The 14313-nt window shown below is 39.9% G+C and carries 16 protein-coding genes; all 16 read left to right on the top strand.

Translation table 11 applies throughout. From position 1 onward, the window contains the following. Positions 1–27 precede the first annotated feature (27 nt). The 16 genes from CCY97_RS01975 to CCY97_RS01900 all read left to right on the top strand — a co-directional run bounded on the left by CCY97_RS01975 (position 28) and on the right by CCY97_RS01900 (position 14100). On the top strand, positions 28–1611 hold the full coding sequence (locus CCY97_RS01975; RefSeq protein WP_112063818.1) for an inorganic phosphate transporter: 1584 nt from the start codon (positions 28–30) through the stop codon (positions 1609–1611). A 57-nt stretch (positions 1612–1668) separates the two neighbouring features. Then, positions 1669–3003 (top strand): hemolysin family protein, encoded by a 1335-nt coding sequence (locus CCY97_RS01970; RefSeq protein WP_112063817.1) that lies wholly within the window; start codon positions 1669–1671, stop codon positions 3001–3003. A gap of 3 nt (positions 3004–3006) precedes the next feature. Further along, positions 3007–3546, top strand: coding sequence for an HAD family hydrolase (locus CCY97_RS01965; protein ID WP_112063816.1), 540 nt, complete (start codon positions 3007–3009; stop codon positions 3544–3546). 11 nt (positions 3547–3557) lie between these two features. After that, positions 3558–4556 carry an ADP-glyceromanno-heptose 6-epimerase gene (rfaD, locus tag CCY97_RS01960; RefSeq protein ID WP_112063815.1) on the top strand — a complete coding sequence of 333 codons (999 nt, stop codon included), beginning with the start codon at positions 3558–3560 and terminating at the stop codon, positions 4554–4556. Positions 4557–4576: 20 nt separating this feature from the next. Next, a complete protein-coding gene (gene rfaE1 / locus CCY97_RS01955; RefSeq protein ID WP_112063814.1) occupies positions 4577–6022 on the top strand; it encodes a D-glycero-beta-D-manno-heptose-7-phosphate kinase in 1446 nt (481 codons plus the stop codon). A 9-nt stretch (positions 6023–6031) separates the two neighbouring features. Further along, positions 6032–6601 (top strand): D-sedoheptulose 7-phosphate isomerase, encoded by a 570-nt coding sequence (gmhA, locus tag CCY97_RS01950; RefSeq protein ID WP_112063813.1) that lies wholly within the window; start codon positions 6032–6034, stop codon positions 6599–6601. Continuing rightward, entirely contained in the window at positions 6602–7075 is a 474-nt protein-coding gene (locus tag CCY97_RS01945) for a hypothetical protein (RefSeq protein ID WP_112063812.1), read from the top strand. Between the two features lie 125 nt (positions 7076–7200). Continuing rightward, complete coding sequence (gene nrfH / locus CCY97_RS01940; protein WP_258456843.1) at positions 7201–7710, top strand: cytochrome c nitrite reductase small subunit; 510 nt, start codon at positions 7201–7203, stop codon at positions 7708–7710. 24 nt (positions 7711–7734) lie between these two features. Beyond that, on the top strand, positions 7735–9597 hold the full coding sequence (locus CCY97_RS01935) for an ammonia-forming cytochrome c nitrite reductase subunit c552 (RefSeq protein WP_112063811.1): 1863 nt from the start codon (positions 7735–7737) through the stop codon (positions 9595–9597). Between the two features lie 133 nt (positions 9598–9730). Then, complete coding sequence (gene recO / locus CCY97_RS01930) at positions 9731–10345, top strand: recombination protein RecO (protein WP_112063810.1); 615 nt, start codon at positions 9731–9733, stop codon at positions 10343–10345. Further along, positions 10335–10679, top strand: coding sequence for an SMR family transporter (locus tag CCY97_RS01925; RefSeq protein ID WP_346435139.1), 345 nt, complete (start codon positions 10335–10337; stop codon positions 10677–10679). Before recO ends, CCY97_RS01925 begins: the two co-directional genes overlap by 11 nt. 1 nt (position 10680) lies before the next feature. After that, positions 10681–10992 carry an SMR family transporter gene (locus CCY97_RS01920; protein WP_112063808.1) on the top strand — a complete coding sequence of 104 codons (312 nt, stop codon included), beginning with the start codon at positions 10681–10683 and terminating at the stop codon, positions 10990–10992. Between the two features lie 72 nt (positions 10993–11064). Further along, on the top strand, positions 11065–11244 hold the full coding sequence (locus CCY97_RS01915; protein WP_112063891.1) for an SMR family transporter: 180 nt from the start codon (positions 11065–11067) through the stop codon (positions 11242–11244). A gap of 35 nt (positions 11245–11279) precedes the next feature. Then, on the top strand, positions 11280–11807 hold the full coding sequence (locus tag CCY97_RS01910) for a DUF1643 domain-containing protein (protein ID WP_112063807.1): 528 nt from the start codon (positions 11280–11282) through the stop codon (positions 11805–11807). Positions 11808–11902: 95 nt separating this feature from the next. Further along, complete coding sequence (locus CCY97_RS01905; RefSeq protein WP_112063806.1) at positions 11903–12721, top strand: flagellar hook-basal body protein; 819 nt, start codon at positions 11903–11905, stop codon at positions 12719–12721. Further along, positions 12721–14100, top strand: a complete 1380-nt coding sequence (locus CCY97_RS01900) for an adenosylmethionine--8-amino-7-oxononanoate transaminase (protein WP_112063805.1) — start codon at positions 12721–12723, stop codon at positions 14098–14100. The genes CCY97_RS01905 and CCY97_RS01900 overlap by 1 nt, the downstream gene beginning before the upstream one ends. Positions 14101–14313: the final 213 nt, after the last annotated feature.

Raw genomic sequence — 14313 nt, 5'->3', positions numbered from 1 at the left:
TAAAAGCATTCTACTGAGGCAGCCCACATGGATATTAAAATTATCAAACGCATAGAAAAAGCAAACCAAAATAATCTTAGCGATAGCACAAAAATTAGCATCGTCTTGATGTTTTTTATTGTCGTCTCAATCATAGCAGTGGCATTTGGCGCGCGGGAAAATGTACTGGTACTGGTATTTTCTGCAGTCATTGGTGCGTATATGGCAATGAATGTCGGTGCAAATGATGTAGCAAACAATGTAGGACCAGCTGTTGGCTCAAAAGCCATTACGCTACTTGGTGCAATAGCAATTGCCGCGATTTTTGAAGCACTTGGAGCAATCATCGCAGGAGCTGATGTGGTAGATACTATCAAGTCTGGAATCATCGCGCCTGAGAGCGTACAAGATTCCAAAACATTTATCTGCGTGATGTTAGGCGCGCTTCTAGCTTCTGCACTTTGGCTGCATTTGGCCACTTTACTTGGTGCACCTGTTTCTACGACACATTCGCTTGTGGGCGGAATCTTGGGCGCAGGAATTGTGGCTGGAGGGATTGAAGTGATAAACTGGATAGAGCTTGGCAAGATTGCATCAAGCTGGATAATATCGCCTGTGCTAGGAGGGATTATAGCTGTATGCTTTTTGGTACTTATCAAATACACAATTACTTACAAAGACAACAAACAAAAGGCTGCAAAGACTATGATCCCTATACTTATAGCAACTATGTCATGGGCATTTGTATTGTATATGAGTATGAAAGGATTGAAACGCGTATTGCCAATAAGCTTTGAAATAGCATTTTTTGTCGCACTTCTTACAGGTGTGCTGGTCTATCTTATCGCGCGTCCATTGGTTGCTAAAAAGATACAGACCCTCTCAAACACAAAAGAGGATATTGGTACACTCTTTACTTTGCCACTCATTTTTGCCGCAGCAATGCTAAGCTTTGCGCATGGTGCCAATGATGTCTCAAACGCTATAGGACCACTAGCTGCAATCAATCAAGAATTAAGCACAGCAGGCGCGGTTGTTTTCCAGAACAAAGCTGAGGTTCCATTTTGGGTACTGCTTATTGGCGGACTTGGGATTGCAATAGGGCTTGCGCTCTATGGACCTAGGTTAATCAAAACGGTAGGCAATGAGATCACAGAGCTTGATAAGATAAGAGCATTTTGTGTAGCAATGAGCGCAGCAATCACTGTGCTTATCGCTTCGCAACTCGGCTTGCCTGTAAGCTCTACGCATATTACAATTGGTGCAATTTTTGGCATTGGCTTCTTTCGAGAATATCTCAAGAAAAAGTACTACGAGATGGAGCAAGCCATAATCGATGCTCACAGAGGCAAAGATTCTCTAGAAGTGGAACAATTCCTAGCGCGTTTTAACAAGGCAGATATCAGACAAAAAGGCGAGATTCTCAAAACACTCAAACACAACAAGGCAAGCCAAACTCTCCAGTTCAGCAAAAAAGAAAAAAAGAATCTCAAAAAAGTCTATAAAAACGAGCTTGTCAAACGCAGCACAATCAATAAAATCATCGCCTCTTGGCTTATTACTGTTCCTGTATCAGCACTTCTTGGTGCAGTCGCTTGTTTCATCGCTATGAGTTTTGAGCTGTCAATTTAGCGCTCACCAAAAGATTCGCTACAATTGCGCGTTTTATAAAATTCTTAAGGAGCGTATTTGGACCCCTACCATTCGGGATTTTTATTCCTTCTAGCATTGTTTTTGGTTTTTGTAAATGCTTTTTTTGTCGTCAGTGAATTTGCAATTGTCAAAGTCAGAAAATCCAGACTTGAAGAACTTTCAAAAAATGGTGTGAAAAACGCCACTTTAGCCCTCAAAATCACAAACTCTCTTGATACTTATCTTAGCGCTACACAGCTTGGCATCACTCTGGCCTCACTTGCACTTGGTTGGATCAGTCAAGATGGCGTGGGACGCGTTATTTCGTACTCGCTTGGATTCTTATTTGATGAGCATAATGCACTTATACAGATTATCTCTATCACAATATCTTTTGTCTTTGTCACACTCTTGCATGTTGTGCTAGGTGAGCTTGTGCCAAAGTCCATTGCGATTGCCAAGACAGAATCTATGGTGCTTTTTGTCGCAAAGCCACTGTATTATTTTTGGCTTACTTTCTATCCATTCATCCATTTTTTTGATTTGCTCGCGGCATTTTTCCTACGACTTCTTAAAATCAAGGAGACAAAAGAAAGCGAACTAGCGCACTCTGATGAAGAGCTAAAAATCATTGTAGGCGAGAGCCTCAAGGGTGGATATATAGATTTGATTGAGGGTGAAATTATCAAAAATGCTGTGGATTTCTCAGACATTCTTGCCAAAGAGATCATGACCCCACGAAAAGATATGATTTGTCTGTGTGCCGAAAATAGCTATGAGGAGAATCTCAAGATTATCCTAGAGACAAACCACACCCGCTATCCCTACTACAAAGATTCTAAGGACAATATTCTAGGTATGTTGCATATCCGTGACTTGCTTGGAAGTTTTACAAAGAATCAAGAATGCGATCTTCTCTCTCTTGTACGCAAGATGATTATCGTCCCAGAATCTGCGCATATCTCTGAAATCCTCACGACTATGAAGCGCCAACAAATCCACACGGCATTAGTCATTGATGAGTATGGCGGGACTTCGGGCTTGCTCACAATGGAGGATATTATCGAAGAGATTATGGGCGATATTTCCGATGAACACGATCTCAAAATCGCCGAATACAAACAACTCTCTGAAAACAGCTATGAAGTGAATGGAAAGCTTGGTATTGAAAGCGTACAAGATCTCTTAGGCATTGAGTTTACAGACACAAATGATCATATAACAATCGGTGGCTATGTGCTTGGACTACTTGGACGCTTGCCTGAAGTCGATGATACTTGTCAAGTGCAAGAGTATGAATTCAAGATATTAGAAATGGATAATACGCGAATAAATAAGCTCAAAATCACAAAAACTGCTCCCTTAGAATCTGAGAATCCTCAACAAGCTTAAGCCATGCAAAAATGCGCATTTTTTGACAGAGATGGTGTCATAAACATTGACAAAGGCTATGTATATCAAAAAAAGGATTTTCTATTTTGTGAGGGAATCTTCACACTCTTAGAGCTATTAAAAGAGCGTGGATTCCTTCTTATTGTGGTTACAAACCAATCTGGTATCAATAGAGGATATTACACACAAGAGCAAGTTGAGCTCCTGCATAAATTCATGCAAGAGCAGATATATCTCAAGCTTGGTTTTTGCTTTGATAGGATCTACTTTTGTCCCCATGTACCAGAGGAAAACTGCAGATGCAGAAAACCACAAAGTGGGATGATTGAATCTGCGCTACATGATTTTCGTATCGATCTCTCACGCTCACTGCTTATTGGCGATAAACCCACAGATATACAATGCGCACAAGAGGGCAATGTCGCGCAAAAATTTTTTATCACAAAGCAAGATTGCTCTTTGCAACTACCAAACATCACCAATCTCCACCAAGTCCAAAACTTAGGACAAATCGGGGCTATAATTAGAAACCTACAACTTTAAAGGAGCAAGCCTTGAAATATATCTATGATGATTTGGCAGACAGAAATATTCTTATTACAGGTGGAGCAGGCTTTATTGGTAGCAATCTCGCACTTTATTTCCAAAAACACCATCCATTAGCCAATATTTATGTGTTTGATAAATTCCGAGACAACACACTTTTCCCAAGTGGGAATCCTACTAGTTTAGGGCATTTTAAGAATCTACTTGATTTTAGGGGTGAGATTATCATAGGAGACATCACAAAGGATTTACACAAACTCAAAAATCATAATTTTGACTACATATTCCACCAAGCAGCCATTTCTGATACAACCACTACAGACCAAAATCTTGTAATGCAGACAAATTTCGAAGCTTTTTTACAACTCTATGAACTTGCCAAAGAACAAAATGCAATGCTTATTTATGCAAGCTCTGCTGGCACTTATGGCAATACCCCAGCGCCAAATCGCATAGGTATTGCCGAAGTACCTGAAAATGTTTATGGGTATTCAAAACTCAATATGGATATTTTCACGCAGAAAGAATTAGCAAAAGATTCCAAGATTCCAATTATTGGCTTGCGCTATTTCAATGTCTTTGGACCTCATGAAACCTTCAAAGGCAAAACTGCTTCAATGATTTTGCAGCTTGGCTTACAAGCACTAGAATATAAAAAAGTTCGCTTGTTTGAGTTTGGCGAACAAAGGCGAGATTTCGTCTATATCAAAGATGTGATACAAGCAAATATCAAAGCCATAGAAGCACAAAAAAGTGGTATATATAATGTCGGTAGTGGCGTAAGCTCTAGCTTTAATGATGTGATTGCTGCACTCAAAGATGAGCTTGGTGGATTTGAAGTGGAATACATCAAGAATCCTTATAGTTTTTTCCAGACACACACCCAAGCAGATATTAGTTTAAGCCAGGAGTTTCTCTCCTATACGCCACGCTTTAGTCTAAGAGATGGTATCAAAGCCTATATCCCAGAAATACGCAGAATTTTTGAACAAAAGCTCTTTTGCTAGATGGTATGTAAGGAACTGTAATGTTTGGTTTAGAGAACAAAATCCCTAAGATACTTGTAGTAGGCGATTTGATGATTGATCATTATATATGGGGTGATTGCGATAGAATCTCGCCTGAGGCACCTGTGCAAGTAGTGAATGTCAGAAGTGAGAGCAATCGGCTCGGTGGTTCTTGTAATGTCGTCAATAACCTTATAGCACTTGGTGCACAAGTGAGTGTATGTGGCGTGATAGGCGATGACAAAGATGGCAAGTGGCTTGTAAGCACTTTAGAATCTTTGAATGTAAAAGTCGATCATATATTCGTTGATGATTCTCGACCCACGACCAAAAAAAGCCGCGTGATTGTCTCACACCAGCAGGTTTTACGCGTAGATAGAGAAAGTAAGACAAAAGTCAAAGACACATTTTTACAAAAAGTACGTCAAGATTTAGAGCTTTTGGTGCCCGAAGTTGATTGTGTGATTATCTCAGACTACAACAAAGGTTTGTTGGATACAGAATTCACCCAGTACATCATAACTCTTGCGCGTAGCGAAAATAAGCTTGTGCTATGCGACCCGAAGGGAAATGATTACACAAAATACAACAAAGCCACACTTCTCACACCTAATAAAAAAGAAGCTGCAGAGGCTACAGGCATACCAATCACGGATGATTCAAGTCTGCTTGTAGCAGGTTTGCGACTAAAAAAAATGTGCAATCTCCAAATATCGCTTATCACACTCAGTGAAGATGGTATAGGTGTCATTGATAAATCTCTCACGAAGATTCCGACCTTTGCAAAAGAGGTTTATGATGTCACAGGAGCAGGTGATACAGTGATTGCTGCGCTTGGATTTGCACTAAGCTGTGGACTTGATATTTATAAAGCAAGCAAATTTGCAAATGCCGCAGCGGCCATAGTCGTAGGTAAAATAGGAAGCACAGTGGCTACACATCTTGAGATAGACAGACATCTGCATACAAATATATCCCATCTCTCTCATGCCCAATCGCATAAAATTTCTACCAAACAGCAAGTAAAACACGCTATAGATTCTTTAAAGCTTGCTAATGAGAATGCAAAAATTGTCTTTACTAATGGTTGCTTTGATATTCTGCATCGTGGGCATGCACAATACCTAGCCCAAGCTCGCGAGCTTGGGGACATTCTTATAGTAGGGTTAAATTCTGATAACTCAGTTACAAGATTAAAAGGAGAGAATCGCCCAATCAACACACAAGAGGATAGGGCATTTTTGCTAGCAAGTCTTGAATGTGTGGATTATGTCATCATCTTTACAGAGGATACTCCAGAGGAGCTTATCAAATACCTTAGCCCAGATATTTTGGTCAAAGCCAAGGATTACGAAGGCAAACAGATTGCAGGCAGTTTGTATGCCAAAGAAGTGCGATTGCTTGATTTTGTCGAAGGCAGATCCAGCAGTATAACCATCGAAAAAATCGCAAAGAGCCATACCTAAAGGGAAATGATGAAAGACTTTATCCAAGCAGAATTTTTAAACCACCTTGATATTACCTCAAACTCACTCAAGCTCATGCTAGATGGAATCCAAACAAGTGCAGATATGCTCAAAAACTGCCTTGCAAACGGGGGCAAAATACTTATCTGTGGGAATGGTGGAAGTGCGGCAGATTCACAGCATTTCGCAGCAGAGCTTACAGGTAGGTACAAAAAAGAGCGTCAAGCACTCCCTGCAATCGCACTTAGCGTAGATACTTCTGCTCTTACAGCAATAGGCAATGATTATGGATTTGGGCTCATTTTCTCAAGACAAGTAGAAGCCCTAGCACAAAAAAATGACATTGTTTTTGGAATCTCAACGAGTGGAAATTCTGAAAATGTTATCAATGCATTTCATGCTGCTAAAACTAAGGGTTGTAAAACCATCGCTTTAAGCGGACGTGATGGGGGAAGTATGAAAAGTCTGTGCGATACAAATATGATTGTTCCAAGCCATGATACCGCCAGAATCCAAGAGATACACATACTAGTAATCCATATCCTATGCGATATTCTTGAGCGCGAGGCTAGCAAATAGTTGTTTGAACAAACTATCAGTTCTCTTCAAAGCTTTACTAATATTTCAGATGAACTGAAAACATTGGTGAAAAATGATGGAATCAGCATAAAGCTTGCGGGGTTACAAAGCAAAAATAAGCTGAGTTTTTTGCATCTGCCAAATGGCGAGCTTTTGCGATGCTTTGCATATATACAAGAAATTTCACACCAATATTTCCAAGATTATGGTGCACCAAGATTGCATTTTTGTTATTGCGATGATTTGGATATGGCTGTGAAATCCAAAAATCCTCATCTTATTCTGATACGCACCAACCGCAATAACTTTGCTTTTAATGTCTATCAAGGACATACGCTCACTGGAAGTTTTTGCGATTATCCACTGCCTTTATGTGGGAAATGCACACATATTTTTAAAACATATATCAATACCAAAAGCACTTTTGTGGATTCCCAACAATTTGAAAAACTTGTGTTTGCATCATTGGAATAATGTTTTAGTAAGAAAAAAGTAAATAGATTCTAAACAAACTCATGTATTTTTAAGAATACTGACACTACAATCCCACGTTACCACAGCAGCTAATTCTCAAGCACGACAACATATAAGGAAGGACTTTGGTTTCACACAACAATCGATCTTCATCAAGCCTGTCCAAGATTTTTAGCCTCTTGGTTGTTATTATACTCGTCAGTGGCGCATATACTTTCTATAACGCCAAAGGATTCTCATATCTTAGCAATGATCCAGCAGCTTGTAATAATTGCCACATAATGAATGATGTATATAACGACTATCTTGCAGGTCCTCATTCCCAAAAAATTGCTGGGAAAGAAAGGGCGACCTGTGGTGATTGCCACCTGCCACATAGCTTTGTCTCAAAATGGATTGCAAAAGCCCAAAGTGGTGTAGGACACGCATATGCTTTCACTTTCAAACTAGATGAGTTGCCCATGAATCTTGAAGCAAACCACAAGAGCAAAGCAATAGTGCAAGAAAATTGCATAAACTGCCATATAGATTATGCAAGCAATGCAGTCAATCCTACAACACATGCAGATGCAAAAATACAAAGTCTAAGCTGTGTATCCTGCCATGCGGATGTAGGACATAAACGCGGATTCTAATAAACCACAAACTAAGGAGAAAAAATGCAAAACAAAAGTAGTGTTATGCCTGTTCTTGTCATATTGGCCATTATCATCATCGCTGGTATTTTTTGGCTCAATAATGACATAAGTAAAAAATCCGCCACCACAACGACAAAATCACTCGATATGGTCGAGCTCACAGACAACAACCCGACTTTTGACTACTGGGGGAAAAATTTTCCAGAATACCGCGATATGTATCTGAAGGTAGAGACACAATCGCCTCAATACACGAATTTTGGCGGGAATCTCGCCTACTCTAAGCTCATCCGCTATCCACAGCTTACAATACTTTGGGCTGGCTATCCATTTAGCCTTGATGCAAATGAAGAGAGGGGGCATTTTTGGATTCAAGTCGATCAAATGGATACCGCAAGGAATAACAAAGACTTTCTTAATGCACATGGATTCCCAAAGTTTGACGGCCAGCCTGCTGCTTGTATGAACTGCCATAGTGGCTGGACTCCCTGGCTTTACAAAAACATAGCCAAAGGTGACTTTGTGCGATTCAATTCCACGAAATACTGGACTATGGTTAAAAACATTCCAGCAGTCAATGGAATCACACCAAACTCGGAAGCCCATAGAAGCCCTCACGGTGGTACTAGAATGGGTGTGACTTGCGCAGATTGTCACAATCCTGATGGTATGGGTCTTAGAATCACGCGCCAAGCACTTATCAATGCACTTGTGAATTTTAGAGGCTATGAGATAGATGAATATCAAGGAGTGAAGGCTGATAGAAAAGAGATGCGAACTCTGGTGTGCGCGCAATGCCATGTCGAGTATTACTTCCGCCCTACAGGCTCTAAGGTAACTGTCACAGGAGAAAGTATCGCCAAAGACCCAAGCCAAAGATGGTGGAATGGCGAGCAGAAAACCTATGATGAGTACGATCTCTGGAGAAATGGCAATGAGCCTACAGAGATACAAGTAGATGGTATAGAGCTAGTGTTTCCTTGGAGCGCGTGGAAAAAGGGTGAGACTTTTAGGATCGAGATGTTTGATGAGCACTATGACACAGCGCGCGCAAAAGGTATTTTTGACAAAGACTGGGAACATAAGATAACAAAAGCGCCTATGATTAAGATTCAGCATCCAGAGACAGAGTTCTTTAGCGGTGGGGTGCATGCGGCAAATGGCGTAAGTTGCGCGGACTGCCATATGCCTTATACAAAAGGTACAGGTGGCAAGAAAGTTACCCAGCATAACATCACCTCACCACTCCAAGACATTAATGCAGCCTGCAAAACTTGCCACACACAAAGTGAAGACTATCTCAAGGCGCAAGTTGCTGATATACAGCGCTCAATCGCATATGATTTAAGGAGTGCAGAATATGCCACAGTGAGCCTTATTCAAGATATTGCGAAATTAAGAAATGAGCTAGGCAAGCTTGCGACATTCCAAACCAATGGCAAGCCAGATGATGCAAAAATCTCCAACACCTTAGCAGAGCCACTAGAGCTACATCGCAAAGGACAGATGAGAGGAGACTTTGTAGGAGCAGAAAACTCCACTGGATTCCATAATCCAAGAGAAGCCAGCAGAATGCTCTTACAGGCAGTAGAGATGGCTAGAATGGGGCAAACCAAACTTGTGGAAATCGCTAATGCCAATGGAATCAAAAATTTCAAAACCTCAAATGTTGGCTTCAAAGAGATTCAGAAACTCAATCCCGGTGAGATCACCTACAAAGTCGATATGAATGGCCACAAAGCAGGCGAGCGCTACTACAAACATCATAATGTCAACGGCGCGCCTCCAAAAGAACTACTAGAACTTGACAAAAACACAAAACCCTACAATTACAAAGAAGTTGATAAAACAACTTCCCATCTCACCACTTACAAAGCACATTGATTTGGAAGTCCTCAAGGCTTCCAGAACCTCCTAATAAGAATCAAACCCAAAAATATAATCGCTCTTATAATGGTTGTGTAAGCCCCAAACGCATTGTAAAATTTCTCAAACATTTGCAAGCGGATAAGGCAGGATGCAAGGATACATTCTCAAAATCACACCTACAAAAAACGAAGATCTCATCTTAAAGATTCTCACTCCACAGAGTTTGGACACATTTTATAGATTCTATGGTGCACGCCACAGCACAATAGGTCTTGGATATAAGATTGATTTTGAATACAAGATAAATCCCCACTTCCTCCCACAGCCACGTAATATCTTGCATTTATCGCATATTTGGGAGAAAAAATATGAGCGCATGTATATTTGGCAGAGATTTATCCAGCTTTTAGAAAGACACTTAAATGAAATCTATGAGATAGAGGAGTTTTATTACAAACTTTTAGAATCAAGTGCCTTAAAGCTTGTATTACAAAACCCCAAAAGAGTACTTTTAGAATCCTATGCTTTACTTTTAGCCCATGAAGGACGCTTAAGACTTGATAGTAAATGTTTTGTATGCGAAGAAGAGCTAGATTCTCAGATTTCTCTTGGACGCGCATTTTTACTTGCACATCCAAAATGCGTACATAGCAAGACCTATGCGAAAACCACAATATTAGAGTTTCTACAAAATGCCAATACTTTTGAATTCGAGGATAGCCAGATAGACTGTCTGTGGGATATTCTCTGTCTTGGACTATAACTTGGATAAAAGTCGATTGCTTGCATGGATCTCTCTCTTGGTAGCAATTTGCTTTGAAGTAAGCGGAGTGAGCATACTAAAGATTATCAGCAATCCCCTCTATGCCAAACTTAGTATGATTTTTTTCGTGAATCTTTCCTATATCTTTATGGCATTAGCTCTAAGAGATATAGCTCTTGGAGTGGCGTATTCGGTATGGGAAATTGTAGGACTTTTGGGTGTGCTTGGTATTAGCTTCTTGTTTTTCACACCACATTTAAGCACGCAGCAATATCTTGGAATATTGATAGGGTTTGTTGGTGTTATTTGTATTGTAGCTGGAGAGGAGCATTAAGATGGGATTTTTGGTGATTGTTTGCTCTGGGATTTTAGATGTATTGGCAAATATCTGTTTGCAAAAATCTTGTGGCTTTAAAAAGCTTAGTTGGGGATTATTGGCACTTGGTCTTGTAGATATAGCATTTTTACTTTTAGCTTATGCAATTACACTTGGTATCGAGTTACCTATAGCATATACCATTTGGGGCGTTATTGGAATTTTAGGCTCAGTATTTAGTGGATACTATTTTTTTGGACAGAGATTAAAACCAATTGGCATTATAGGCGTGGTACTTATGCCTATTGCCCTAATTTTACTGAATCTCTAAGTATCTCGCTAAAGAGAAACTGCTATAACTTCTTTGGTTTTACAAATAAGCGCTCGGTATTGTCTAGAAGGAATGTTTTTTGTTTCATTACCTGCATTGTCCAAAAGATTTTCCGCATATACACTTGGTATCGAGTTACCTATAGCATATACCATTTGGGGCGTTATTGGAATTTTAGGCTCAGTATTTAGTGGATACTATTTTTTTGGACAGAGATTAAAACCAATTGGCATTATAGGCGTGGAATTCTAGAATTCCTAAGATAATTAAAATTAAAAGGCAAGAAAATGTATAAATGGAACGATGGCTTTAAGCCTGATATTTGCGATAAAGACGAGCAATGTAGATATGTGCTTGGTAAAAAGGGTAAAAATACGCTAATTTGTATCGGCGCAAATCCTAGCGTAGCAAGTGATGACAAATGCGATCCTACAATGAATCGTCTATGCTCAATTCTACAAAATAACGGCTATGATGGTTTTGTAATGCTAAATCTCTATCCACTAATAGCTACAAATCCAGATGAGCTTCCTCCGGACTTTGATGAGAAAATACACGCAAAAAATTTAGCCAAAATCGAGGCAGTTTTGGCTGAGTTTAAAAGTGATATTTTGCTTTGCTATGGTGGTCTTTTAAATATGCGTAAATATTTGAAAGAACCTTGCTTAAAAGATATTTTAAAGCTTTTTGATGAACATAAATTTGATGGACATAAAATAAAATGTCTTGGAACCACAAAAAATGGCTTACCAAAGCATCCATTAGGAGGCATAAGAAAAACAACCAAAATAATTGATTTTAAGAAACCGCTATAACTTCTTTGGTTATAAGCGCTCGGTATTGTCTAGAAGGAATGTTTTTTGTTTCATTACCTGCATTGTCCAAAAGATTTTCCGCATAAGGATAGAGTATGCAAAGTGGATTCTATAATGCAACAGGTGGCATGGTTACGCAGTTTAGCCGTCTTGAGATGATCTCAAACAATCTTGCTAACCTCAATACAAATGGCTTCAAACGCGATGATGTAGTTATTGGCGATTATTTGCGGCTTTACCAGACACATAAGCATGAGCTTCCAATCGAAGGTCATACACGCGAAGCAGCAAAGTTCCTCAACCGCTCACTTGATCGCGTACCAATTATTAGCGAGCATTACACAGACAAGAGCATAGGCAATATAGTGCAGACCGAGAATACGCTAGATTTCGCCCTACAAGAAAGCAATGCATACTTTAGTATCCTCACGCCTGAAGGCGTGCGCTACACACGAGATGGCAATTTTAGCCTCAATAGTGATGGCGTGCTTGTGAATAAAAGCGGCTTTAGCGTGCTTAGTCGCGGTGGTATTACTTCTGAAGGCATCATCAGAATCCCACAAGGACAGAATATAGAGTCTGACAAAAATGGCAATTTGTATATGCGCAATAACGCCGATGAGATTGTGCCAATAGGTACGCTTGATGTGGTTGGATTTGAGAATCCCAGATATTTGAAAAAAGTCGGCGATAATCTCTATGAATATCCGCAAGATAGGTTAAATGAAAAAGAAAATCTCTCACGCGCAATTGTATTGCAGGGATTCTTAGAAAAAAGCAATGTCAATGCAGTGCGTGAGATGACCGCACTTATAGAGACAAATCGCCTTGTAGATATGTACCAAAAGGTAATGCGCTCGCATATGGATGATCTCAATACCGAAGCCATTACTAAACTTTCTGCTAGAGCATAATGACCAAACAACAACTGCTTGAGCAGGATTTAGCGCATATATGGCATCCCTGCACGCAAATGCACGATCACCAATCCACCTTCCCCCTTATCCCTATTAAGCGAGCAAAGGGTGTGTATCTGTATGATTTTGACGAAAAGCAATATATCGATTGCATTTCTAGCTGGTGGGTCAACCTCTTTGGGCATTGCAACGAATACATAAACCAAAAACTCCAAGAGCAGCTAAGCAGTCTTGAACATTGCATTTTTGCTGGGTTTAGCCACAAGCAAGCTATAACCTTAAGTCAAAGGCTATGTGCCAAGCTCCCAAAAAGTCTGAATAAATGCTTTTATGCTGATAATGGCTCAAGCGCCATAGAAGTTGCGCTAAAGATGGCATTCCATGCAAAACTCCTCAGAGATTCTGCATTTAGCAAGTCACTTGAGCATAACCAAGAATCCGGCACATTTTTTTTGTCTTTGCAAAATTCCTACCATGGCGAGAGTCTAGGCGCACTAAGTGTAAGTGATGTGGGGTTATATAAAAGAACCTATGAGCCGCTTTTATTACGAAATCTCACAATTCCCATGCCACATACACTTAGTGACTACCAAGAAGTTTGTACTACTGCCCCAGATTCTAAACTCATCGCACACTATGAACAAAGCCTTAGTTTCTTAGAATCCACGCTCAAGCACAGTACACAGATTGTAGCCCTTATCCTAGAGCCACTCATCCAATGTGCTGGTGGTATGCAAATACATGCGCCTTATTTTGTGAAAGAGGCTTTGAGGCTTTGCCATGAATATAATGTATATGTGATCTTTGATGAGATAGCAGTAGGCTTTGGTCGTAGTGGAAGTATGTTTGCACTAGAGCAATGCAGCGTCACACCTGATTTTTTAGCACTAAGCAAGGGGATTACAGGTGGCTACTTGCCGCTCTCAGTCGTGCTTACAAATGATCAAATCTATGAACTCTTCTACGCGCCTTACCAAGAAAACAAGGCATTCTTACACTCACATTCTTACACAGGTAATGCCCTTGCATGCGCGTGTGCTAACGCTGTACTCGATATTTTTGAGACGCAAAATATCTTAGAGACAAACAAACACAAAAGCCGCTATATCTGGCAAAACGCACAAAGCCTGCAAAAATTCGCCTTTATCAAGAATCTCAGACAGATGGGCATGGTATGTGCTTTTGAGCTTGATTCTATAAACACACGCAAAGGCATAGAGATCTATAACAAAGCATTGGAACTCGGGCTCATCCTGCGTCCTTTAGGCAATACCATCTACTTCATGCCACCTTTTATTATCAATAACGAGCAGATAGATTATGTATTTGTCAGTCTGCAAAAGATTTTTGAGAATCTTTCAGGGAGTTGGGAATAGTGAGTCTACAAAGAACTACTCTTTCAATAAAGCAAGAGATTTGTTGTAGTGTATGAGAAAAAATAAAAAGAAAAGAACATACATTAAGATGTGATTCCAAAGAATCAAATACCAATGCTTCCTTACTAACAAATGCTCTATACAGTGAGATTCAAAGCTTTGCTATAATCCCTCCCTCTTAAAAAAATTAGCACAAAGGCCTTGTATGCTCTT

Origin of the sequence: Helicobacter sp. 10-6591 (genome assembly GCF_003288805.1) — a bacterium.
Taxonomy (GTDB): domain Bacteria; phylum Campylobacterota; class Campylobacteria; order Campylobacterales; family Helicobacteraceae; genus Helicobacter_F.
This window is presented reverse-complemented; position numbering and strand designations above follow the sequence as displayed.